The 25076-nt window shown below is 35.9% G+C and carries 25 protein-coding genes; 7 read left to right on the top strand and 18 right to left on the bottom strand.

All coding sequences use genetic code 11. The features are described from left to right. Window positions 1-24 precede the first annotated feature (24 nt). The gene (locus CWO92_RS02475) at window positions 25-1095 is read right to left on the bottom strand and encodes a CAP domain-containing protein (RefSeq protein ID WP_437177503.1); all 1071 of its coding nucleotides are present in this window, start codon (window positions 1093-1095) and stop codon (window positions 25-27) included. Between the two features lie 401 nt (window positions 1096-1496). Here CWO92_RS02475 and CWO92_RS02470 point away from each other — a divergent pair, with 401 nt between their 5' ends. Continuing rightward, window positions 1497-1856, top strand: a complete 360-nt coding sequence (locus CWO92_RS02470; RefSeq protein WP_101352584.1) for a YugN family protein — start codon at window positions 1497-1499, stop codon at window positions 1854-1856. A gap of 56 nt (window positions 1857-1912) precedes the next feature. On the opposite strand, the gene CWO92_RS02465 is transcribed toward CWO92_RS02470, so the two are convergent. From CWO92_RS02465 to cyoE, 7 genes are all read right to left on the bottom strand, one after another. After that, window positions 1913-2374: a DUF420 domain-containing protein gene (locus CWO92_RS02465; protein ID WP_101352583.1), complete on the bottom strand. Its 462-nt coding sequence runs from the start codon at window positions 2372-2374 to the stop codon at window positions 1913-1915. A gap of 63 nt (window positions 2375-2437) precedes the next feature. Next, complete coding sequence (gene ctaG, locus CWO92_RS02460; protein WP_321207753.1) at window positions 2438-3358, bottom strand: cytochrome c oxidase assembly factor CtaG; 921 nt, start codon at window positions 3356-3358, stop codon at window positions 2438-2440. A 176-nt stretch (window positions 3359-3534) separates the two neighbouring features. Beyond that, window positions 3535-3867, bottom strand: a complete 333-nt coding sequence (gene ctaF, locus CWO92_RS02455) for a cytochrome c oxidase subunit IVB (RefSeq protein WP_101352581.1) — start codon at window positions 3865-3867, stop codon at window positions 3535-3537. A gap of 4 nt (window positions 3868-3871) precedes the next feature. Beyond that, window positions 3872-4501, bottom strand: coding sequence for a cytochrome (ubi)quinol oxidase subunit III (locus CWO92_RS02450; RefSeq protein ID WP_101352580.1), 630 nt, complete (start codon window positions 4499-4501; stop codon window positions 3872-3874). After that, window positions 4501-6378 (bottom strand): cytochrome c oxidase subunit I, encoded by a 1878-nt coding sequence (gene ctaD, locus CWO92_RS02445; protein ID WP_101352579.1) that lies wholly within the window; start codon window positions 6376-6378, stop codon window positions 4501-4503. Before ctaD ends, CWO92_RS02450 begins: the two co-directional genes overlap by 1 nt. Window positions 6379-6409: 31 nt before the next feature. After that, window positions 6410-7492: a cytochrome c oxidase subunit II gene (gene coxB, locus CWO92_RS02440; protein WP_101352578.1), complete on the bottom strand. Its 1083-nt coding sequence runs from the start codon at window positions 7490-7492 to the stop codon at window positions 6410-6412. Window positions 7493-7580: 88 nt separating this feature from the next. After that, window positions 7581-8498, bottom strand: a complete 918-nt coding sequence (gene cyoE / locus CWO92_RS02435; RefSeq protein ID WP_101352577.1) for a heme o synthase — start codon at window positions 8496-8498, stop codon at window positions 7581-7583. A gap of 507 nt (window positions 8499-9005) precedes the next feature. Here cyoE and CWO92_RS02430 point away from each other — a divergent pair. Then, window positions 9006-9941 carry a COX15/CtaA family protein gene (locus CWO92_RS02430; protein ID WP_101352576.1) on the top strand — a complete coding sequence of 312 codons (936 nt, stop codon included), beginning with the start codon at window positions 9006-9008 and terminating at the stop codon, window positions 9939-9941. Between the two features lie 216 nt (window positions 9942-10157). Here CWO92_RS02430 and pyc read toward each other — a convergent pair whose 3' ends face one another. From pyc to CWO92_RS02415, 3 genes are all read right to left on the bottom strand, one after another. Next, window positions 10158-13598, bottom strand: coding sequence for a pyruvate carboxylase (pyc, locus tag CWO92_RS02425; protein ID WP_101352575.1), 3441 nt, complete (start codon window positions 13596-13598; stop codon window positions 10158-10160). Window positions 13599-13642: 44 nt separating this feature from the next. Continuing rightward, window positions 13643-14854 (bottom strand): FtsW/RodA/SpoVE family cell cycle protein, encoded by a 1212-nt coding sequence (locus CWO92_RS02420; protein ID WP_101352574.1) that lies wholly within the window; start codon window positions 14852-14854, stop codon window positions 13643-13645. A 169-nt stretch (window positions 14855-15023) separates the two neighbouring features. Then, on the bottom strand, window positions 15024-15305 hold the full coding sequence (locus CWO92_RS02415; RefSeq protein WP_101352573.1) for an Fpa/YlaN family protein: 282 nt from the start codon (window positions 15303-15305) through the stop codon (window positions 15024-15026). A 188-nt stretch (window positions 15306-15493) separates the two neighbouring features. Here CWO92_RS02415 and CWO92_RS02410 point away from each other — a divergent pair, with 188 nt between their 5' ends. Further along, window positions 15494-15976, top strand: coding sequence for a hypothetical protein (locus CWO92_RS02410; RefSeq protein WP_101352572.1), 483 nt, complete (start codon window positions 15494-15496; stop codon window positions 15974-15976). A gap of 77 nt (window positions 15977-16053) precedes the next feature. Here the strand turns inward: CWO92_RS02410 and CWO92_RS02405 are convergent, their stop codons facing one another. Further along, the gene (locus CWO92_RS02405; RefSeq protein WP_101352571.1) at window positions 16054-17382 is read right to left on the bottom strand and encodes a PhoH family protein; all 1329 of its coding nucleotides are present in this window, start codon (window positions 17380-17382) and stop codon (window positions 16054-16056) included. A gap of 394 nt (window positions 17383-17776) precedes the next feature. Between CWO92_RS02405 and CWO92_RS02400 the strand changes: the two genes are divergently transcribed. After that, window positions 17777-18376 carry a YhcN/YlaJ family sporulation lipoprotein gene (locus tag CWO92_RS02400; RefSeq protein ID WP_101352570.1) on the top strand — a complete coding sequence of 200 codons (600 nt, stop codon included), beginning with the start codon at window positions 17777-17779 and terminating at the stop codon, window positions 18374-18376. 70 nt (window positions 18377-18446) lie between these two features. Continuing rightward, window positions 18447-18632 (top strand): YlaI family protein, encoded by a 186-nt coding sequence (locus tag CWO92_RS02395; RefSeq protein ID WP_101352569.1) that lies wholly within the window; start codon window positions 18447-18449, stop codon window positions 18630-18632. Window positions 18633-18657: 25 nt separating this feature from the next. On the opposite strand, the gene CWO92_RS02390 is transcribed toward CWO92_RS02395, so the two are convergent. After that, window positions 18658-18984, bottom strand: a complete 327-nt coding sequence (locus CWO92_RS02390) for a YlaH-like family protein (protein ID WP_233269754.1) — start codon at window positions 18982-18984, stop codon at window positions 18658-18660. 138 nt (window positions 18985-19122) lie between these two features. Beyond that, a complete protein-coding gene (gene typA, locus CWO92_RS02385) occupies window positions 19123-20961 on the bottom strand; it encodes a translational GTPase TypA (protein ID WP_101352567.1) in 1839 nt (612 codons plus the stop codon). 418 nt (window positions 20962-21379) lie between these two features. On the opposite strand from typA, the gene CWO92_RS02380 reads away from it, so the two are divergent. After that, window positions 21380-21565 carry a YlaF family protein gene (locus tag CWO92_RS02380; RefSeq protein ID WP_101352790.1) on the top strand — a complete coding sequence of 62 codons (186 nt, stop codon included), beginning with the start codon at window positions 21380-21382 and terminating at the stop codon, window positions 21563-21565. Between the two features lie 38 nt (window positions 21566-21603). Here the strand turns inward: CWO92_RS02380 and CWO92_RS02375 are convergent, their stop codons facing one another. Together CWO92_RS02375 and CWO92_RS02370 are read right to left on the bottom strand one after the other, a co-directional pair. Beyond that, window positions 21604-22395, bottom strand: coding sequence for an inositol monophosphatase family protein (locus tag CWO92_RS02375; protein ID WP_101352566.1), 792 nt, complete (start codon window positions 22393-22395; stop codon window positions 21604-21606). Between the two features lie 180 nt (window positions 22396-22575). Beyond that, window positions 22576-22770 carry a YkzI domain-containing protein gene (locus CWO92_RS02370; protein ID WP_101352565.1) on the bottom strand — a complete coding sequence of 65 codons (195 nt, stop codon included), beginning with the start codon at window positions 22768-22770 and terminating at the stop codon, window positions 22576-22578. Between the two features lie 341 nt (window positions 22771-23111). Here CWO92_RS02370 and CWO92_RS02365 point away from each other — a divergent pair, with 341 nt between their 5' ends. Continuing rightward, a complete protein-coding gene (locus CWO92_RS02365; protein ID WP_101352564.1) occupies window positions 23112-23729 on the top strand; it encodes a YktB family protein in 618 nt (205 codons plus the stop codon). 54 nt (window positions 23730-23783) lie between these two features. Here CWO92_RS02365 and CWO92_RS02360 read toward each other — a convergent pair whose 3' ends face one another. Continuing rightward, a complete protein-coding gene (locus CWO92_RS02360; protein ID WP_101352563.1) occupies window positions 23784-24053 on the bottom strand; it encodes a UPF0223 family protein in 270 nt (89 codons plus the stop codon). A 31-nt stretch (window positions 24054-24084) separates the two neighbouring features. After that, entirely contained in the window at window positions 24085-25044 is a 960-nt protein-coding gene (locus tag CWO92_RS02355; protein ID WP_101352562.1) for an NAD(P)H-dependent flavin oxidoreductase, read from the bottom strand. Between the last annotated feature and the right edge of the window lie 32 nt (window positions 25045-25076).

The raw sequence follows: 25076 nt of genomic DNA, 5'->3' as shown, positions 1-25076 counted from the left end.
CGAGCTATTAGCTCGGATTCTAATTTATTTCCAACTTTTCTCAATAAAATTTTGAGTATAATATTTCCGATAAACTCCTACTCCTAAATGGGTAAATCCCTTTTCAAGCAAGGACTTTCTATGACCTTCAGAATTTAACCAGCCTTCAACAGCTGCAGGACCATCTAAATATTGCGCTGCAATATTTTCTCCTGCCAACTGATAAAAGACATGTGCCGTATCCAATCTCTTAGCCAGATCTCCATACTTAGGAGATTCATGAGAAAAATATTGTTCATTAAACATATCTTCACTATGCTTGTAGGCAACTTGTGCTACTTCACTATCCCATTCTAACTTTTTTAAATGAAATCTCTCACGAATAATATTCGTAAGATCAAATATTTGCTGTTCACTGCCTTTTTCTATCATTTTCCATTTCGCTTCATTAGGCTCTTTAGGCTTGATTAGTTCTCCTCGGTATACCATTTCATATGGTCTCTGTTTTATAAGTGTTTCTTTATCCATGAACCTAATACTCGATAATGTACCTGTAAATTTATCTAGGGAAAGCTGAGCAAATATATCTCCCAATTTAACTAATGGTCGGATATTCAAATCTTCCTCGGACAATTCAAATCGGTAATAGCCCTTATTATAATTAAGCAGTATCTCTGTATTTAATAAGATCGATTTATAAATGTCCTCCACTTTTTCCCCTATTTTAAATGGTTCGATGCCTAACTCATTACCAACTGCGAAAATGGTGACTACCTTTCCATTTTCTACTCCTGCCTGAAAATATTTTTTGTCATTTTGTTTATATATCCACCAATCATAATCATAGGGAGAGGAGTCTATTCTTGAAGGTTTTCCATATACTTTGATAAGATTGCTCGTATTCTTTCCGATAAAAGTGGAAATGCCCTCTTCTGGCCGTTTATAACTTTTCCCTCTTTCTTGCTTTGTTAACATATTTTGCTGGTCAATCTTTGGTTCCTGTGAGCTTTTATCACCATTTAATATGGGACTATCTTTTTCTGGTCGTAGATGTAAATATAAGCTTATAATAAATATAATGGCTAATACCATTAATACTTTATAAAAAGTACGCAGCTGGCATTCCTCCCTCCCCATAATAAATAAAATCTATATTAAAAATTATTATATTATTCCAATCCATACTTCCATTATAGCATTTAATGAAAAGGAGATTACAGTAGTAATGTTAAGATAATGTAAGAAACCTCTCAATTTTATGATAAGCACCCATAAAATCCCCTTTTAATGGTTTAATTGGTTTTTAGTGGTTTGAAATTCATATTAATAGGTTTGCTTGCTCTAGCGTGGTTAATTCACAAAATTAGCTATTGTATTAAACCGACTAATTTCCTTGTTGTTCTGTTCCTTATATTTCACAATGTATACATTGCAAGTTAGTAAATTTTGGACTATTATTAAACATGAGACAAATTGCGCATTTTATTAATAGAAAATGCTTTACGGGAGGTAAAACGATGAGATTCGAAAATACAAACCTTGAAACTTTAAAAATTGACTTAAACCGTTTAGATGATGTAATGGAGAGAAATGGTATGATTCGCGCTGGTCAATGGGACTATGAACGTGTTTCTTATGATCGTAAATTTCAAGTGAAAGAAGGCATTTATTATCTTCGCGTGCAAGGATATGCTGTTGAAGGCGATGTAGATACATTCGATGCAACCATTCAGTTAATGGTTCCGATATTAGGAAAATATTATTACCCTCATGGAGTAGAATATGGAGAAGATGAGGTATATCCAACACATTTAGTGAATCAATGTGAAAAACTTCTTAAGAATATTAAAAAAGAAGCAGAAGCATTTGCAGAATAATAACGGATAAGAGGATGATAAAAACAGTTCGGAAAAAGTTTTCCGAACTGTTTTTATTATGTACCCAATATCGCCTTAATCATTGAGGTTGTTTCCCCACCATGATAAAAGACATATAGCAGCAAATAAACTACTATACCGGTGATAGCGGTTAAAAACCAAACAATACTAGTAAATGGTCCCATTTTACGATGGAATGAATACCTTTGTTTATATCCTGTCCATAAAGAAATAATCCCTAATACAGCACCAACTGTTGCTAAAGTAATGTGGAATATTAGGAAGATAGTATAAAATATTTTTATACTGTCTGGGCCACCAAAGGATGTATTCCCAATAAATATGGTTCTAGATGCATAGATAATGAAAAAAACAAGTGCAAAAATAGCTGCAGTAAGCATCACTTTCATATGCTGTTCAATTTTTCTCTGTCTAATAAGTGACCAGCCGATTGCAACAAAGATTGCACTAATCACGATACAGGACGTACTTATAGTTGGCAAAATAGGTAATGACATTATATAGACCTCTCCATAATTTTAATTAGTATATATGTACATAGAAGGAACACCTTCTTTATACTACTTCACTGGTTCTGGTTTATTGGCAAGCATCATTTCAGTAAGTTTCTCAGCCTCTTCTTGATCTTTTCTAAACCATTCAAATAGAATTTTTCCTAGTACAATAATATCAACAATTTCTTGAACAATTTTCATTATTACTCCACCAAGCTGCTGATCTTCCAAAACAGGCATAGGTGAAAATAGTTCTGGACCGCTTAAATTCAAACTGGCTAATGTTTCTGTAGGGACACATAAGGACATCGCTTGCAGCCAGCTTGTGCTATCGGAATATGTCTGATAAATGGGGTGACCGGCAAATATAATAATTCCACAAGCGGGTGTTAAAAGTATAGCGCTTGTAATTAAATAAGCAACCTTCTTCACACCAGACAATTGGCTCTGACCTGGTATGTTATTAATCATCGGCCACCATAAAAATATTGCTAGTACAAACAAAAATAATGTATACAATCCATGTGCAGCCCCATTTTTCTTAATTGCATCAAAAACTAGCGGCAAGTGATATAAAGAAAAGAAGACATTAAATAATATCACGGAAATGACAGGTTTAGTGAATAAACGAAATACTTGTTTAATTACTGGAAGCCTTAAAAAAGAGAGCCAAAGCCAGTTTGGGATAGCTAATATAAACAATGGCGGAATTATCATCACAAGAATGGACATTTGAACCATATGCATGGTGAACATAATATGTCCCATCAAATCAATTGGCGATCCTTTTACCGCATATATTAGAAACATTGCTAAAATAAAATATATAGCCTGTTTGGGTTTCAATGGTTCGCTCTCTTTAAAGTGTTTCCTCCAAACAGTTGTGGTAAGAAAATATAATACAGTTATAACTAATATCGTCAATAAAAAGAATGGACTCCACAATGCACGAAAACCAAAAATACTTATAGCACCCAATATTATCACCTCGCATAGTAAAATCTTCAACTTTCATTATACTTTTGTTCTATGGAGACTTCAATGTGCGGTGCACTTAGTTAGTGACAGAATCATTACATTTACATAGAACACGAGAGTTACCTAAGCTAGGCAAAGACCATCTCATAAAGTAAAAAATCCAGACCGTAGTCTGGATTTTTATCTTACCACCATATTATGGTACTGAAAGTTAGAATGGTAAGAAAACCAACTAAAGCTCCTGAAAATAGAAACAATTGTGGAGCTTCATGCCCTTTATGACTCATATGCATGAAATAATAAAGTTGAAATATAACTTGCACAATAGCAAGTAATAAAATAATCGGAATCGTAAACCATTTTGAAAAATCAGCGTATACTGCTCCAAATGCAATAAGTGTAAGGAAAATCATCAATATAAATGAAATTACTTGATATTTCATTTCCTCTGCACTTTTTCTTCGACGATAGTCATAATCAACCCGAGGGTTACCAGTTTTTACTTGTTCATTCGTCATATTCTTATCCCACCATTCCCATTAAGTATACGACTGTGAAAATGAAAACCCATACAACGTCGATGAAATGCCAGTATAAACTTGCAACATAGAACTTAGGTGCATTATATAGGTTTAAACCACGTCCAGAGTTTCGCAGCATTAACGTTAGAATCCAAAGGAGACCGAATGCTACGTGTCCTCCGTGAAATCCAACTAATGTGTAGAACGCAGAACCAAATGCGCTGCTTGTAAAAGTATGATGAAACTCAGTTACATAATGATGAAATTCATAAACTTCGGTACCTAGAAATCCAGCACCTAATAGGACTGTAATTAACAACCAAAATTGCATTTTTTTAAATGCAAAGTTTTTCATGTGATACATTGCATAAACACTTGTGATAGAACTTACTAAAAGTAACATAGTTGCTAAAAACGATAATGGTAATTCAAAAAGGTCCTTAGCATGTGCCATTGAAGGATCAGGAACTTTATCCTTCAATGAAATATAAGTAGCGAAAAGTGAAGCAAATAGTACAGTTTCTCCACCAAGGAATAGCCAAAAGCCTAAAAATTTATTTTTCGCTTCGAGGGTTGCTTTTTCAGGCGCTTCAGGCCAGGTTTTTGGCGTGAATTGTTCTTCTACATGCATTATGCCTTAACCCCCTTATCTTTATCATCTTCCAAAAGTTCTTCTTTATGAATATGGAATCCATGATAATCCTTCACAGAGCGTATTAACATACCTAATAGTGCAATACCAATTCCAATAATAAGAACTGGAAGTCCCCAAGTATTGCCTTTATCACCATGATATAGTGCACCGAAAGCGGCTATAAATAATCCGCCTGAGATGACAACTGGTAATATAGATGCATCAGGCATATGTATATCACCAAGCGGCTCAGCTGGAGTAAGTTCTTTCTTACCTTCCATTTTTTCAATCCACCAAGTATCAACTCCACGTACAAGTGGAAGCTGCTTGAAGTTATAGAATGGTGGTGGTGATGGAATTGCCCATTCAAGAGTACGTCCGTCTCCCCAAGGGTCATTACCAACACGTTTATTTTGTACCGTGGTAATAATAATGTTAATAAGCATAACAATGACACCGAATGCCATGAATGCAGCACCAACCGAACTTATTAGGTTTCCTGTATCCAAACCTTGGTTCGGCAAGAACTTCCAAATACGACGTGGCATACCCATTAATCCAAGGAAATGTTGAATAAAGAATGTCAAGTGGAAACCAATTAAGAAAGTCCAGAATGTAATTTTACCTAAGACCTCATTTAACATTGTTCCAAACATCTTTGGCCAATAGAATTGCGTTCCTGCAAGGATTGCAAATACAACTCCACCAACGATTACATAGTGGAAGTGAGCAACAACAAAATAAGTATCATGATATTGATAATCTGCTGGAGCTGCTGCAAGCATAACCCCTGTAACTCCACCCATTAGGAAGGAAGGAATAAATGCAACAGACCATAGCATTGGGGTAGTAAATTTCAAATTTCCGCCCCACATTGTAAATAGCCAGTTAAAAATTTTCATACCTGTTGGTACGGCAATAGTCATGGTAGCAATTGCAAAAATTGCATTGGCCACATTACCTAAACCCACTGTAAACATGTGGTGAGCCCATACCATGAAACCTAAAAATCCGATTAAGACAGTTGCAAATACCATTGACGAATAACCAAATAGTCTTTTTCGAGAGAAAACAGGAATAATTTCCGAGAAAATCCCAAACGCTGGTAGAATCAAGATATACACTTCTGGGTGTCCGAAGATCCAGAATAGATGTTCCCAAATAATGGTGTTACCTCCGCCAGCAACATCAAAGAATTGTGCCCCAAACATACGGTCAAATGTCATTAAAAATAATCCAACTGTAAGTGGGGGGAATGCAAATAAGATTAGTGCAGATGTTACAAAAGTTGTCCAAGTAAACATAGGCATACGCATATAGGTCATACCAGGTGCACGCATATTGATAATGGTTACTAGGAAGTTAATCCCCCCCATTAACGTACCAAAACCTGAAAGCTGAAGACCTAATGAATAAAAGTCAATACCATGACCAGGTGATTCTTTGGATAATGATGCATAAGAAGTCCAACCTGCATCAGGTGCTCCACCTAAAAACCATGATAAGTTTAAGAATACTCCCCCAAAAAAGAAGAACCAAAAACCTAATGAATTGATGAATGGGAACGCAACGTCACGTGCACCAATTTGCAGTGGCATTACAGCATTCATAAAAGCGAACACCAAAGGCATTGCGGCTAAGAAAATCATTGTCGTTCCGTGCATTGTAAGCACTTCGTTATAAAGACCTGCACTAACAAAATTATTGTCAGGTATAGCAAGCTGGATACGAATCATCATGGCTTCAATACCACCGATTAAAAAGAACAATCCACCCGCAATGAGGTAAAGGATGGCGATCTTTTTATGGTCTACTGTCGTTAAGTAATCCCATATGGTAGCACCAAAACCTTTCTTTTGAGCTTTAGTACTCACAGTTAAACCTCCCTTTTGTGCCTAAAAACTTTTATCGATTTTCCACTTTTAAGCCCATTAGGTAATCTGCTAATGCATCTAGGTCTTGATCAGATAATTGATCTTTGAAGGCCGGCATCTTATTACCTGGTTTATAGGCTTGTGGATCCTTGATCCATTTTTTTAGATTCTCTTTATTGTGATCTAAAATACCTGCAACTCGCTCACGTTCACCAAAAGTAGCTAAGTTAGGCGCCAAACGAGCAGATTCAGGTCTTTTATCATTTGGTGTTACAGCATGACAGCTAGCACATGATTGTTTGAAAATATTTTCGCCATCCTTTGCAAGTGCTGTAGTAGGCGCAGGATTAGTATCTGCCTTCATTTCGTCTACCCAGCTTGCAAAATCCTCTTTTGACATTGTTTTCACTTTAAAATCCATTAGACCGTGTGAAGGTCCACAAAGCTCAGCACATTTTCCATAGAACAAATTGTTAGCTTCTTTTGCCTTATCACTGTCAACTTCTAACCAGAATTTATTTACGTTATCAACGTTTGCATCAATTTTTCCACCGATTGCTGGAATCCAAAATGCATGTTTTACATCAGCAGCTTTTACGTTGAAATATACTTTTTGATCTTCTGGCATTACTAAAGTCTGACTGGTAATTATACCTTGATCAGGATACTCAAATTCCCACCAATAAAGATGTGCACGTACATTAACAACAAGTACTTTGGAATGGCCGTTTTTGTCTTTCTTATCCATAGCCTTTGTATCCCCTAAATTAAAGGTGGCTGCAATTACTGGTATTGCTAAAATAACAAGTAAAACGATAGGAATGACAGTCCAGATAATCTCTAATACGTGATTTCCCTCTACTTGTTTAGGAATATAATCTTCTTTTCCTTTCTTGCGTCGGAAACGGATTAGTGCAGTAACATAAATAACGACGACTACTGCTATTACAATTACCATGATACTCGTGCTCAAAATCATTAAGTGATATTGTTTTTGAGCAACTTCACCGGCTGGATCCAATGCAGATAAATATGGTTTCCCACAACCGGAAAGAGCAAGCGCTAACACAGCAAATACTGACATTAAACGCCATTTTCTCAGCCATTGTTTCATAGCCTTTTCAAACCCCTCTTTCTATTATGTCTTATAGTTTACAAGGACAAAAAATATATTTGGATTTCTCTTAAAAGAAAGAATTCCCCTATTTAATAAGAGTTAGGATAACCATTGCAACAAATATTATTGTTAAATAATTGAGCGAATAAACAAACATCAGTCTCGCCCATTTTAAGTCATCTTTCATTTTATAACCGTATAAACCTAATACAAGCCAACCAATATTGAAGGCGGTTGCTAAAATGACGAATGGTATTCCAAGTGAAAATAGGAAAAATGGAAGCGGTAATAATAAGGCTACCCAAACAACCATATGATTCTTTGTTGTTTTAAATCCTTTTACAACTGGCAGCATCGGAATGTTTGCTGCTCTATACTCTTCACATCTTTTCATCGCAAGTGCGTAAAAATGCGGAGGTTGCCAAATAAACATTAATAAAAAGATAATCCAGGCTACTGTATGTAAGTGTGGATCTACGGCAGCCCATCCGATTAATGGGGGTACCGCTCCTGGAATACTACCTATAATCGTATTACTTACAAATAGTCTTTTTGACCACATGGTATATAGAACCACATAACTAAAAACTCCAATTATACCAATAACACCAGCAGTTACGGTGGTCATAAATAAAAGAATCAATCCTAAAATAACGAAGAAAAGTCCAAGTGATAAAACCTTTCCTGCACTTATCTTACCTGTTACGGTAGGTCTTTTTCTTTTACTATGCATGATTTGATCAATATCACGATCAATATAGTTATTGAGTGTACATGATCCTGCAATAATTAAGCCTGAACCTACCAAAGTCAGAAAGACGATATCTAGAGATTGAAAAAAATGTTTATTTGTAAACACGATTGCTAACCACAATCCAGTGAATGTTGTAATTAGATTTGAATTAACGATTCCTATCTTTATTAAAGAAAGAAAATCTTTTAACGCGGTTGTTTCTGGGATTTCTGTTTTTTCTACACCGGTTATGACACGACTGTCGGACATTTTTTTCCCTCCCCTCAAGTAGTTAAAATAAACATATAGCTTTACTATAAAACAAATCTTATATAATTGCTATATTTCCACAAATTGTCGTTAATTGTTCATTTTTTAAAAGAAACAAAGTGGATAATATATCATCAAAAAACCGACATTTAAAGTTTACCACAAAATAATTGTAAATAGACTTTTTATATTTGATTGTTTCATAAAAATAGCCGTCAAATTCATAATAAATCATTACTGGTTTGATTATTGTGAATTTTTTTTGACATAATTATGGCGAATATGTGTCGGTTTTTCCACATTGTTACTTTCCCCCATTTTTATATGGATTATTTAGTACGGTTGGTTAAATATGTAGGCAACTCTTAAATGCCTGTAACAAAATTTTCGTTTGTCTTTTCTATCTTATTTATGTAGTATCAGTAAGTGTACTTGATTCTATCATTTTAAAAAAACATTATATAATGAAATAAATAATGATTTTTAAAGGAAAAGAAGGTGTATAGATTGCATCGAGGATTAAAATCGCTTGCTGTATTAACAACACTTGGAATGCTATTTGTATTAATCGGTGGAGCGTTAGTGACAAAGACTGGTTCCTCAATGGGATGTGGCAGGTCATGGCCACTATGCCATGGTCAAATCTTACCAAGTCCATTAACACCAGCAACAATCATCGAATTAGCACATCGGTTAGTTTCGGGCAGTGTTGGAATTCTGCTTCTAATATTAGGAATATGGGCCTGGAAAGCAATGGGTTATAAAAGGGAAACGAAGTTTTTAGTCATATTATCTTTGTTCTTCCTTATCTTGCAAGCACTAATAGGAGCTGCTGCCGTTGTCTGGGGGCAAAATAGTTTCGTTCTTGCATTGCATTTTGGAATTTCGTTAATTTCATTTGCATCCGTCCTACTATTGACTTTGTTAATATTTGAAATTGATCAGAAATTCAACGCAGCTAAGCTTGTTATTGATAGACGGATGAAGTTCCATATTATTGGAGTGACAATCTACAGTTATCTTGTTGTGTATTCCGGTGCACTTGTGCGCCATACAAAGTCAAGTTTGACCTGTTTAGATTGGCCACTGTGCTACAATGGATCCCCAGAGCTTCCTACAAATATTCATCAATGGATTCATATGGGGCACCGCTGCGCAGCTGCAATCATATTTATATGGATCGTTTATATCACGGTAATAGCCATAAAAAATTATAAGCAACATCCTATTTTATATTGGGGTTGGATCATTGCCTTTGTTCTTGTTTTACTGCAAGTTATCGCAGGAGCATCCATTATTTATTCCTTAGGGAATCTTTATATCGAATTAATTCATGCTTTGTTCATCTCCTGTCTATTTGGCCTTTTAAGTTACTTCCTGTTGCTTGTAAGCCGTAACCATTACTACATAAAACATCAAAAACACCTAAACAAAACAACGTAAATAAGTGCAGACATTATGTCTGCACTCTTTTTATTCTACAAAAGAAGTCTACGTTATTTATTATATAGATAACGAAATAAGGTTAGTTCTTATCTGCTTCAGCACTTATAGCTAGCTGGTTTCTACATCTCCACTTTAAGCTATGACAACATTAGGAAAAAATACACTTCAACTGTTACTCATCCATACTCCGAGGGCAAGTCACTTCGGCTTTTATTATGCTTTTTGTAATTCTATTAACAGGTCACCTGTTTGAATAGATTCTCCATCAGTGACGTGAATCTCTTTGACAATAGCAGAGAAAGGCGCTTGTACAGTTGTTTCCATTTTCATCGCCTCGGTAATCATAAGGTGATCCCCTGGTTCAATTCTATCTCCATTCTTTACAATAACCTTAATAACGGTTCCAGGCATTGTCGCTCCAATTTGTTCTTCATTTTTCGGATCTGCTTTCACTTTTTGAACAACAGTTGATTTTAAACTTTCATCACGAATAATAACTTCACGCGGTTGCCCGTTTAATTCAAAATAAATGATTCTTGTGCCATCTGGTCTCGCTTGTCCAATCGACAGCATTTGAACAATGAGGGTCTTACCTGTTTCAATTTCAACCTCTATTTCTTCCCCTATTCTCATTCCATAAAAGAAAGTCGGAGTATCAATCACAGAAACATCGCCATATTGATCAGCTGTTTTCAAAAAGTCAAGGAAGACTTTTGGATATAGAGCATAAGAAAGTAAATCTAATTTGGATATTGGACTATTTACTTCCATTTCCAATTTTGCTTTTAAATGATCAAAATCTACGTTTTCTAATAACTCCCCAGGTCTAACAGTAATTGGTTCCTTATCTTTTAAAATTACTTTTTGCAGTTCCATTGGAAAGCCGCCATGCGGTTGTCCTAAATAACCTTCGAAGAGTTCCACCACTGAATCAGGAAAATCGATTTTCGCTCCTTTTGCAATGACATCTTCTTCGGTTAGATTGTTTTGAACCATAAATAATGCCATATCCCCAACAACCTTTGAGGATGGGGTAACTTTTATAATGTCTCCGAACATCAGGTTTACTTTTGCGTACATTTCTTTTACTTCTTCCCAGCGGCTGCCAAGCCCAACAGCCTTAGCTTGCTGCTGCAAATTGCTGTATTGGCCGCCAGGCATTTCATGTTGATAAATTTCTGTATGTGGAGCATTCATTCCGCTTTCAAAATCATTGTAATATTTTCGTACATCCTCCCAATAGTGAGATAAAGCTTCGACATCATTAATATCAATATCAGGAACTCTTTCTGTCCCCTCAAGTGCATAATAGAGAGTATTCATACTAGGCTGAGATGTATGTCCAGACATGGAGCTTAAAGCAACATCTACAATGTCAACTCCGGCGTCAATCGCTTTTGCATAGGTGAATATACCATTTCCGCTTGTATCATGGGTATGAAGATGAATAGGAATATTCACTACGTCTTTTAATTCAGAAATCAGTCGGTAAGCAGATTGTGGTTTTAATAAGCCTGCCATATCCTTAATTGCTAAAATATGTGCCCCTTGCATTTCAAGTTCTTTTGCTAAATCCTTGTAATATTGAATATTATATTTTACCCGTGAAGGATCATTAATATCGCCTGTATAACAGATTGCGGCCTCCGCTATTTTTCCAGTTTGTCTAACTGCATCAATAGCGATTTCCATACCTTTCACCCAATTTAAGCTGTCAAAAATCCGGAAAACGTCAATTCCTTTTGCGGCAGATTCCTTAACAAATTCGCGAATAACATTGTCGGGATAATTTTTATAACCAACGGCATTCGATGCTCTTAAAAGCATTTGAAACAATATATTTGGAATTCGTTCTCTAAGCTCTGTCAAACGTTGCCAAGGGTCTTCCTTTAAGAAACGATACGCAACATCGAAGGTTGCTCCTCCCCACATTTCTAATGAAAAAACTTCAGAAAGTAATTTTGAAGTAGGTTCAGCAATTTTTTTCAAATCATGTGTCCGCACCCTAGTAGCAAGTAAAGACTGATGAGCATCACGAAATGTTGTATCAGTTAACAGCACTTGTTTATGCGATTTGATCCATTCTACTAAACCAGACGCTCCTTCTTCATCTAAAATTTGCTTCGTTCCTTTTGGAGTTATAGATGAATAAGGTAGTTTCGGTAACCTCGGTTTTGAAAAATGCGGCTTTTCTTTTTTCACGATACCAGGAAAACCGTTAATTGTAACGTTCCCAATATAAGTAAGCATTTTTGTTCCGCGGTCCTTGCTGATAGGAAAATTAAATAATTCCGGTGTTGTATCAATGAAAGAAGTATCATACTGACCACTTTTAAATTTTTCATGTTTAACAACATTTATAAGAAATGGAATATTTGTTTTAATTCCTCGAATTCGGAACTCCTGCAAGTTTCTGACCATTTTGGACGCAGCTTGATTAAACGATAATCCCCAAGTGGAGAGCTTTACAAGCAATGAATCATAATGGGGTGTAATCTCAGCACCTTGAAAACCATTTCCTGCATCCAAACGTACCCCAAAACCACCACCAGATCGATAAGCCATAATCTTACCTGTATCTGGCATAAAATGATTCAATGGATCCTCTGTGGTTACCCGTGATTGAATCGCAAAACCATTAATTTTTAGTTCAGATTGCATAGGTATACCTACTACCTCTCCATGCAATGTATGCCCTTCTGCAATTAATATTTGTGATTGAACAATATCAACACCGGTAATCATTTCTGTAATCGTGTGTTCAACCTGAACTCTTGGGTTCACTTCAATGAAATAAAATTCATTGCCAGATACTAAAAATTCTACTGTGCCGGCATTAACATAACCCACATTTTTCATTAAACGAACGGCTGCATTACATATATTTTGACGTAGTTCTTCAGTTAGGGATACACATGGAGCAACCTCTACAACTTTTTGATGGCGTCGTTGAACAGAGCAATCCCGTTCAAATAAATGAATAATCGTACCATCATAGTCCCCTAAAATTTGCACTTCTATATGTTTAGGATTCTTTACAAACTTTTCAACATATACCTCATCATTTCCAAAAGCTGCTTTGGCCTCCGATTTTGCGCGGGTATACGCCTCATCTACTTCTTGGAGGCTATTAACAATCCTCATTCCACGGCCGCCTCCACCTAACGAAGCTTTAATAATAATTGGCAGCCCGTGTTGAGTTGCAAAAGCTTTTACCTCTTCCACATTTTGAACAGGTCCGTCACTACCAGGAATTACAGGAATTTCAGCTCGCTTAGCCTGCTCCTTTGCCTTTACCTTATCCCCAAACATATCTAAATGGATGGTTTTGGGACCAATGAAGATAATCCCTTCCTCCTCACATCTGCGGGCAAACTCAATGTTTTCCGAAAGAAATCCATAGCCCGGATGGATCGCATCAGCATGAGATTTCTTTGCAATTTCAATTATTCCTTCGATGTCTAAATATGCATCAATAGGTTTCTTTCCTTCCCCAACTAAATATGCTTCATCTGCTTTATAACGGTGATATGAACCCAAATCTTCCTTAGAATAAATAGCAACAGTACGAATATTTAATTCTGTGCAGGCACGGAAAACACGAATCGCTATTTCCCCTCTATTTGCTACCAAAATCTTTTCAATTCTTTTCATCCTATCTCTCCCTTTCGCAAGATTGTCCAGATGTGATATGTATATTAATGAACCTTAAAGGTATTATACTTAATTGATTTAGCTGCAACTGGCTTTTCCTTTTTCTTTTTATACTTTTCCTCGTATTTTATAAACATTGCAACGTTTACTAATATTCCTAAGGAAATAGACAATAACAATAGAGAGGATCCACCATAACTTATTAAAGGAAGAGGTACTCCCGTAATTGGAATTAAACCTACTACACCACCTAAATTAATAAAAGTTTGAATAGCAATCATACTGGATATTCCTATAGCCAATAAACTGCCAAAGGTATCCTTGCATTTCACCCCTATATATATTCCTCTTAAAACAATATAGGCAAGTCCAATGATAACAAATGCAACTCCAAACACCCCTAATTCTTCGGCAATGACTGCCATAATAAAATCTGTATGGGGTTCAGGGAGATATCCAAGTTTTTCTATACTTTCACCAAGTCCTTGGCCTTTAATGCCTCCAGCACCGATAGCAAAGTAGGAGTTTACAAGCTGATGCCCTTCTTTATCTACTACATCTTTATCAAATGGATCTAGAAAACCGGTTATCCTTCCCATTTTCGTAGGGGAGAAAATCTTATCTTTTTTGATAATGACTATAGGTGAAAGCAGTAAGGCAATAACTAAACCGAATGAAACTAACTTCATTAACGTTTTAAGCTTCATTCCAGAACAAAGAATCACCGTCATACCAATTAAGAAAATAATAGCGGCTGTCCCTGTATCCGGCTGTATCAAGATTAGGAAGCATACTAATATTAGAAATGCCAGCGGTGGCACTACACCCTTATTAAAATTATCGATATATGATTGTTTTTTGGAATAAACTGCTGATAGATAAATGATAACACTGAGTTTTACAAACTCTGATGGTTGAATAGAACTGGAGCCAACTTTCAACCAACTATTAGCGTTATTCACTATTTTTCCAAATCCAAAGATGGCGATTAGCCCCAACACCGATAGAAGCATAATTGTCCCTAAAAACTTATTAGACTGATATATTTTGTAGGGAAAAAAGGAACAAAACCCAAATGCAATAAAAGCCAACGCCAAGTTTTTTAATTGTTTTACATAAAAAAAATCACTTTTCACATCATAATTTATAGCAACAACCATACTTGCACTATAAATCATGACTAATCCAAATAAACAAAGCAGTATGTACACGGTGATGATGGAGTAGTCGAACGACTTTAAGATTTTTTTAAACATAGTAACCTTCCAATCCTTTAGTCTACAAAAGATATTCTTCAAATTATTTAATTATCCTTCTTTTAAAAGTCATAATTTAAAAGGGAAAATTTGTTATACAAATAAGCAAACAGAACAAATATCAAAAAAACTCAAACAAATCCTAAAACTTGTTTGAGTTTTTAAACGTCTATTTTTTAGTGAATGCATCGTGTAAAGCAGTAAGTTCTCTCTCCAAAGAATCGAGCATTTCCTTGCCATCCTTTTCATTCACTAATCCCAATCTTACTGCAAAATCTATTTCACGGGAAAGGCCAAACATTTGTGTATCCAATACCTCTTCATATAAAGGACATTGGGGCATCGTCAAATTATCCATTTGGACCTTAATTAATCGCAATATTTTTTCTGCATCTATCTTTAACAGATTATAGGCTTTTTCCCGGTAATCCACTTTAATATCAGACGCCAACTTGATCCCCCCGTTTACCAGACAATAGACAATCCTATTTTAAAATTTTACTAAGAAATCGAATGAATTGCAAGAAAGAAATCCCTAGTTTACCTTGGAATTTAGAGTTCTTATAATTATTCTACTAAATGTGACAATTAGTATAGAAAAAGGTATAATTTTAATATCGCAGTAAGGAGGATTACATAATGATTATACCATTTAAAGGGAAAGTGAAATTTCCAATCACATTAGATGTTGGTACATGGATTTTTGATGATCGTAAAGTTGATTTAAATACATACTTTGATCCAGATAGAGAAGAAATTGACGAACTAGAAAATTATACAAAGCAAGTTGGACAATTTTTTGATCGTGAAATAAAAGAAGGTGCCACTCCCCCTTCTGAACAAAAACCAAAAAAAAGATTCTTAAAAGAAATATTATTAACTGGAACATTTGGAATGAAACTTGAACCATTTATTAAAAATGCAGAACCATATGGGAATACCTTTGTACTCGAGACATCTGACGGAGATATCAGCTTTCCAATCGAGGAAGCATATTCGTTTATAGCGGCCTTCTCAAAGGAAGGAAAGCGTTTGGATGATGGGCCAATCCACGTATTATTTGAAGATGGTTCAAATAAAGAACACCCCATAAAAAATGTGAAGGCTTTTCGAATTGAATAAAAGCTAAAAAAGCAGAAGAAACCTTCTGCTTTTTTTGATGAACATTTATTTCTTTTTTTTCATATTATATATATCGGTTATAAAATATCCGCTGCTAATTGTGCGAGGCCGGAACGCTCCCCTTTCATTAATTTAATATGACCAGCTACCGTCTCATCTTTAAATTTTTCTAGTACATATGTTAAACCATTATTGTATTCATCAAGATATGGATGGTCAATTTGTTCTGGGTCGCCCATTAAAACAATTTTACTTCTCTCTCCCACCCTCGTTAAAATGGTTTTTACTTCATGTTTTGTTAAGTTCTGAGCCTCATCAATAATAATAAACTGCTCAGGGATACTCCGCCCTCTTATATATGTTAAAGCTTCCACCTCGATCGACCCCATACCTGCTAAAATAGCATCTAATTCCCCTGGTTTTTTCGTATTAAATAAATATTCCAAGTTATCATATATCGGCTGCATCCACGGGCGAAGCTTTTCCTGTTTTTCGCCAGGAAGATACCCTAGGTCCTTTCCCACAGGAACAATTGGCCTTGCAACTAACAGCTTTTTAAAAATGTGCAGGTCCTCTGTCTGCATTAACCCTGATGCGAGAGCAAGCAATGTTTTTCCTGTTCCCGCTTTTCCAATCATGGTAACTAGAGGAATATCGGTGCGAAATAGTAACTCCATCGCCATTGTTTGTTGCACATTTCGAGGTTTTATCCCCCAAACGGAATCAAAAGCATGAATTAACTTTTTCACTATCTTTCCCGTTCTATCCACTATTCCAATCGCGGATGCCGAGCTTCCTAATGCATCTTTCAGAATTAGAAATTGATTTGGATAAAATGGATGATTGGTAATTTCGGATAAGTGCAGCTCTCCTTTCTCATAAAATTGATTTAATAATTCTATATTAATGTGAATTTCTAAAAAGCCTGTATATATATGATCAACTTCTACCACTCGATCATTCAAAAAATCCTCTGCATCCAATCCTAAAGCATCTGCTTTTACACGGACAAGTGCATCTTTACTGACAAGTATGACTCGCCTTCCATTTTCTTTTGTACTTTCCTCAAGAGACAGATTTTTTGCAACCGCCAATATACGATTATCGTTCGTTTTCTCAATAAAAATATCCTGAAGTTGATGAAAAGAGCGATGATTTAATTCAATTCGAAGCTCTCCACCATTATCAAGCGGAATTTTCTCGTGGAGCTTTCCTGCTTGTCTAAAGCCGTCTATCAATTTGGATACCTGCCTTGCATTCCTGCCTATTTCATCCATATACCTTTTCTTTGAATCAACCTCTTCCAACACAACGGCCGGAATCACAATTTCATTATCCTCAAATGAAAAAATAGCATATGGGTCCTGCAACAAGACATTGGTATCTAACACATATATTTTTTTCAAATTGATGCCTCCTGCTCCTCATTGGATTAGTTTATCTTATGTTTCTTCTCTTCATCCGGTTCATTAGAAGTGGACGGACATTGCTAAAATATATGAAAGAACGAATAAAGATAGAAGAAAATTGCACACTAAAAATAAAAGGTGGAAGCCTGCGGCCTGATGTTCGGACATTAGGGGCTTTAACTAAGATTATGGAAGTACAATGAGGTAACTGGCGAGCTATTGAAATTGAAAGTCAACTATCACTAATTTTGTTTGCATTGGCTCTGTTGGGATGGGACCCGATTGTCCGCTAGTCGATAAGCCGTTGAAACAAATAAAGAGTAACTGCTTAAAATTTAGGTAAAAACTTATTTTTTTAATTTTAATAAAGCTATTCGGGAGGGATTACAATTTGCCAAAAATATGTATATTAATATGTCTTCTTCTACTGTTAACTTCTTGCTCACAAAGAAATGGAGTATTGGAGAATAATCAAAATACCTCTCCACGTCCAGTTTCAATGAAAAATGATCAAACAACTGATAATGTAGATCGTAAAACAGGAATCGTAGTTTCAAAAAGGTTAGTAAAACTTGCGAGTGATGTCCCAGGAGTCCGTGATGCTACTGCTGTTGTGTTCGGAAAATATGCGATAGTAGGAATTGATGTAGACTCAAAGCTTGAGCGCTCACAAGTCGGAACAATTAAATATTCTGTTGCGGAAAGCTTGAAGCATGATCCATATGGTGCCGAATCCATTGTCGTTGCAGATCCAGATATCACTGCTCGATTGAAAGAGATAGCAGCGGATATTCGAAACGGCAAACCAGGACAAGGGATCGTTCGTGAACTTGCGGATATTGCGGGGAGACTGATGCCTGAAATTCCAAAAAATATCGTTCCTGCAAAAAATCCAGATAACGCACTGGAAAAACCTAAACAAAATTTAAACAATCAAAATGAAAATAAATTGGAGAAACAACAAGAGGAACAATCAAATCACAAAAAATAAATTTTTCACGATTAATCATGGTATACTGGAAAAGGATTGATTTTGAGAAAATTCTTGAGGTGTAACCGATATGAACGTGAAATGTATTTTATGTGAAAAGATAGAATCGATTGATGATGACACACTAATAGCCAAACGCTTAAAAAACCGTCCCATCCATACATATATGTGTGATGAGTGTCATGATAGAATAACCAAAAAAGCATTAGACAGACTTGCAGCCAGATCAGCAGAAACACAGCCAGAAGACGAATAAAGACCCGGCTATTATTAGCGGGTCTTTACATATTTTTTTGTGCTTCTGCTTTTTTCTGGTTGTGGAGGCGAATTTTATAAATAATCAAAATTAGACTTGCAACCACTAACCCTTCCGTAATTGGCAAAAATATGCCAAGAAAAGTTAAGATAGTACATCCCAATATTAAAAATATGTAAATGACAGCAGATTTTAATAATGGCAGCTTTTTAGCAAATCCAAGCTTAAAAACCAAAATACAAAGAGCAATAATAGTTATATAAAGCAGCCACATTCCCAATTCCGGATTCTGGTCAACCCGATATAAGGAAGCAAAGAAGGAAAGTCTTTCGTGAACATCTGTGCTTGGCAAGTCCTGTACCCCTTTCTGATTATTTTGAAGATAAATCATACATTTATCTTATTTGTCCCCTAATCCATTAAGAGAGATGTGAGAATGCCTTCCCACATCTTTAGAATAACATACTTCTACCATAAATCATTTTTTAAATTATTTCATTTCTGCAAACTTTTGCTTTTTAGCAACCTTTTCACGTTCGTTTTTATTTAATATTTTTTTACGTAAACGGATTGATTCTGGTGTTACCTCACAATACTCATCATCATTTAAATACTCTAGGGCTTCTTCAAGTGACATGATACGTGGCTTTTTGATAACAGAAGTTTGATCTTTTGTTGCTGAACGAACGTTTGTTGCATGTTTCACCTTAGTAATATTAACTGTAATATCATTTTCACGTGTATTTTCTCCTACAATCATACCTTCATAAATATCGGTACCTGGTTCCACAAAAATAGTTCCGCGGTCCTCCACTTGCATAATTCCATAAGTAGTTGCTTTTCCTGTTTCCATCGATACTAGAACACCTTGATGACGTCCCCCGACTTTTCCAGGCTGCATTGGCTGATAGCTGTCAAATGTATGGTTTAGGATTCCATATCCGCGCGTTAATGTCATAAACTCTGTTGAATAACCGATTAGTCCTCTCGCTGGTACGTTGAAGATTAAACGAACTTGACCGTTTCCATTATTAATCATGTCTAGCATTTCACCTTTGCGGGAACCTATTGATTCAATAATAGCACCAGTGTTTTCCTCAGGGACATCGATTTGCACGCGTTCAATTGGTTCACAACGAACTCCATCAATTACTTTTACAATAACTTCCGGTTTTGAAACTTGAAGTTCAAATCCTTCGCGACGCATATTTTCAATTAGAATGGAAAGATGCAATTCGCCACGACCGGATACTACCCATGCATCAGGTGAATCGGTATTTTCAACTTTTAAACTCACGTCTGTTTGAAGTTGAGAGCGAAGTCTTTCTTCGATTTTACGTGCTGTTACAAACTTCCCTTCTCTTCCTGCAAATGGGCTGTTATTTACAATGAATGTCATTTGTAAAGTTGGCTCATCGATTCGAAGTGGAGGAAGTGGATCTTGATTGTCAATAGGACAAACGGTTTCTCCGACGTTAATATCTTCCATTCCAGATACAGCTACTAAATCACCGGCATATGCTTCTTGAATTTCAACTCGTTTCAATCCAAAGAATCCAAATAACTTGGTCACACGAAATTGTTTTACTGAACCATCCAATTTCATTAATGCAACTTGTTCTCCTACTTTCATCGTTCCCCGGAAAACACGTCCAATTCCAATACGGCCAACATAATCATTATAGTCTAATAATGCAACCTGAAATTGTAATGGCTCGTCGCTGTTATCAATCGGTGCTGGAATATGTTCGACAATCGTATCAAATAGAACCTTCATGTTTTCATCTTGTTTATTAGGGTCTGAGCTTGCTGTTCCATTGATTCCAGAAGCATAAATAACAGGGAATTCTAATTGATCTTCATTTGCATCTAGTTCAATAAATAGTTCCAGAACTTCATCCACCACTTCTTCTGGACGGGCAAAATCTCGGTCAATTTTATTCACCACTACAATTGGTGTAAGATTTTGTTCTAATGCCTTTTTTAATACGAAACGTGTTTGTGGCATACAACCTTCATAGGCATCCACCACGAGCAATACACCATCCACCATTTTCATAATACGTTCTACTTCTCCACCAAAATCGGCATGGCCTGGTGTATCCATAATATTGATTTTTTTATCTTTATATTGAATGGCAGTATTTTTTGCAAGGATTGTAATTCCTCTTTCTCTTTCTAAGTCATTAGAATCCATTGCACGTTCTGCTACCTGTTCATTTGAACGAAATGTTCCGGATTGCTTTAGAAGCTGATCCACAAGTGTCGTTTTACCGTGGTCAACGTGAGCAATAATCGCTATATTTCGTAAATCTTCTCTTCTATTCAAAGTTGTTCCTCCTGACCTTAAAGACGATCATATTTATTAAAGGCTCTTTTCTTAAGCATTGTTACTTTTGTAAAAGAAAATCTTTTAAACTTCTCCATCCACCTAAAGCATAGGTATCTTTGTTAAGAAAAGATGCCCCGGAGCTAAGTCTAACAACAGATTACGAAAAGCAACAATTTATTCGAGAACAGCCTTAGTATATCTCCAACTTAAGTATTATATCACAGTGACTAGAAAAGCAGAAACTTTTTAGGTAAAATTAAACGTGAAGGCACTTTGAGTATCGATTGCATACTTTCGAAATAAAACTCAAGATGAAGGAAACCACACTCGATAGTTCATTTAAGACTATCGCAGAGTGGAGACCCAGAAGTATACTATTCGATAGGAGCTGGAAATGGAAACGGAGGCACTAAAAGTGAAGGATATAAAATGGATTTTCTTACTCTATGCAATCTGTGCAGCATTATCTATGATGGGTATCGGCGTTGCAATTGGTGAGTCAAGTATAATTGGAATAGTTATTAGTATCGTATTTTTAATGTTATTCTTAGGACTTGGATTTAAAACAAAGAAAAAATGGAGAGAAGAAGGAAGGCTTTAAAGACTTAAGGAGGGTGAATCACTTGATCCACCCTCCTCTTATTTCAATAAATAATCATGTAATATTTTCTCATGAAGCCCTGGTTTACTTACAAATACTGTACTGCCTTCTAGGAGATTCAAAGATTCTCCTTTTACTGTTGTTATTTTTCCACCGAGTTCTTCTACAAGAATTTTCCCTGCGGCAAAATCCCATGGGGATAGACGCATCGCTATATAAGCATCAAAGCGACCAGTAGCAATATATGCCATTTCAAGAGCTGCAGAACCAAGCGATCTTGTGGAACGAACATCTCTCACCAATTTATGTAAGTTCTCAATCGGCACATGTTTGTTCGATATTAACCAGGTTGCATTTACCCCTACTATAGCATCACTTAGAGGCGGTTCTTCCAGTTTGGGTAATTTATTTCCATTGAAGTAAGCACCAGTACCTGCTATGGCATGATAAAGTTCTTTATGTACCACATCATAAACATATCCTAATTTTCCGATACCATCCTCATAAATACCGATGGAAATGGAGAAATTCCTTTGCTGGTGAACAAAGTTGACGGTTCCATCAATGGGATCAATGATCCAAATAGTTCCTTCTGTATTATGTAAGTTTTCCCCGTAGCCTTCTTCCCCCAAAATATGATGTTCAGGATATTTTTCACGAATTTTCCCTATAAAGTATTGTTCAATTTGCTTATCTATATTTGTTACTAAATCATTTCTGTCTGATTTTGTTTGAATCTGAAGAGTATGGGTAAAGGAGTCTGTTATTTTTTTCCCCGCTTCTTTTAACCACTCCAATACATCTGTATGTACTTGATTCCAATTTGTCACAATGAATCCTCCAAACATACTAACCTAAATGTAAATTTAGCTTAAAGGAAAACGATAGCTATTTCAAGTTTACTGCTTCTAAATATAATATGGGATGATTCATTTATATAATACTCACAAAAACGAACCCCATCCTGATAGATGAGGAAAAGAATACAACAATCTTAACCACTTTTCTTTCTAAATTGCCTTCATTTTAAGAAGTTCATCTCTGATTTTTTCAAGTCTCATTTTTGCCTTTGTTTTTAATTCTTTATCATTATTTTGCATCGCTTCAAATAGTACCGCCAATTCATAATCAAGCTCCAATCGTAAAACTGCAATCCGTTCAAGATCATGCTTTTTCTTTTTCGTAGTACCCATTACCTGTTTCATAAAATTTCACATCCTTCCAATCTTATTACAATCTTAAAAATCTTTTTAAATGTAGTTAAAATTCCGGATTAAAATAGCTACTATGCAGTAATAAAAATATGAGATTCGTGCTTATGATATTGTATGTTTAAAGTAAAAGGTTGCAACTAAAATGTGTTTATGCCTAATAAGAGCACTATAAGCAAAAATATTGGACAGGTATCTAAATATGGTAAAATAGGTTTATTGTTACTAAATATCATTCATACCTATATTCCCACTTGCCAGGAACTATTAAACACATTGAACAAAATACTGCCATTTTTAAAGACAAGCATGAATTATAGAGAGGTGTCACAACTATGAGTTTTAATGGATTTACAAATGAAGATTTCGATTTATTTTTAATAGATGGGCTTGATGCAAGAATGGAAAAGCTTATTTCTACTTTACGGCCCAAATTAGCCCATCTTGGCGAGCATTTTGCTCCTGCTTTAAGTGTTTTAACTGGTGAAGAAATATTTCCTCATGTTGCAAAACATGCTCGCAGAACGATAAATCCGCCAAATGATACATGGGTTGCTTTCGCCAATAACAAGCACGGCTATAAAATGGTGCCACATTTTCAAATCGGCCTGTGGCATACTCATCTATTTGTTTGGTTTGCAGTTATATATGAATCACCGCTAAAGGTAGAATACGGTAAAAAATTCGAGAAGAATATTGGGAAAATTATCGGTGAAATTCCCTCTACCTTTGTATGGTCTGGCGATCATATGAAACCCGATGCAAAAGCAATGAAAGACATGAGTAAAGACGACTTAATGCAGCTATTTAAACGTGTCCAAACGATTAAAAAAGCGGAAATTCTCTGCGGAATAAATATTCCAAGAGAACAAGTAGTAGAAATGTCTGGTGAACAATTAATAAATCATATTCAAGATACCTTTAATACTTTAGTACCCCTTTATAAAATGTAGCAAACAACATTTTGATAAAATAGTCAAAAAAACCGCAAGCATTAGCTTTGCGGTTTACATTTTTATAATCTTACCATGCTCCATCTCTTTCATTTTCTTAATTACCTGATATGGAGAATAACCACTCTCTTTTTCAAATTCATTGCAATATTTCTTTTCTTCTGCCTTTCCGGGAACTATTTCCTTAAAGCGTTTATATTTTTCCATTAATTTTTCCCGAGGTATTCCTTTTTCGTATGCCTTTTCTATGGTTTCGAAAAATTGTATAACATCTACAACTTCCTTCGTACTCCAATCTGTGTCAAATGGATATTGGTACTCCATCTTATCACCATCTTTCTTATTTTACATGCTGTTATTTTGACCAATTTCCACGGATATCTTCCGCCTGTTTAATCATTCTCTCAAAAAGCTCTGCAACAGTAGGCACATCCTTTATAAGCCCCATCACTTGCCCAGCCCAAGCAAATCCTTCATCCACTTTTCCATCATAGATATATTTTTTGTTTGCTGAACCGCTTATGTATGTTTTTAGAGCTTCATACCCTCCCATTTGCTTTTCGATATCCAAAATTTGTTCAGTCCAATTATTTATAATAGCACGTGCAGGTGCACCAAGCGATTTTTTTATCACCACTGTGTCGGTTTCCTCACCCTCTACTAGGGCTTGTTTATAAATATCGGAAGCATGTACACATTCCTTTGTTGCAATAAATCTAGTGCCCATTTCGACACCTTCTGCTCCTAAGCTTAATGCTGCCATTAGCCCTCTGCCATCGCCGATTCCTCCCGAAGCAATAACAGGGATGCCTACTGCATCAACAACTTGAGGTACGAGGACAAATGTTCCGATTTCATCTTTTCCTAGGTGTCCTCCACCTTCATTTCCAACTACCATTACAGCATCTGCACCTAAGGTTTCAGCCTTTTGAGCCTGCTTTTTAGCTGCTACTAAGACAAGCTTCTTTACGTTTACACCCCCTAGTTGCTGAAAAAAAGGAGTTGGGTTTCCGCCTGTAACAGAAACAACTGGTACTTTTTCTTCTATGGCAACTTCTACAAAATGTGAAAAGGGCCTTCCATGCTGACCAATGGCAAAGTTCACACCAAATGGTTTATCTGTGAGTTTTTTAACCTTTCTTATTTCATCTCTTAGTTTTTCAGGGTCTTCCAATGACATTGCAGTGATTTGGCCGAGTCCTCCTGCATTAGAGACTGCTGCAGCCAGTTCAGCATAGGCAAGGTATGCTAATCCACCTTGAATAATAGGATACTTTATGTTAAAAATTCGTGTTACCCTCGTTTCCCAATTCATCCAAACACTCCCTTTCTCCCTTACATATTTCT

Origin of the sequence: Heyndrickxia camelliae (genome assembly GCF_002844575.1) — a bacterium.
GTDB classification, from domain to species: domain Bacteria; phylum Bacillota; class Bacilli; order Bacillales; family Bacillaceae_C; genus Margalitia; species Margalitia camelliae.
This window is presented reverse-complemented; position numbering and strand designations above follow the sequence as displayed.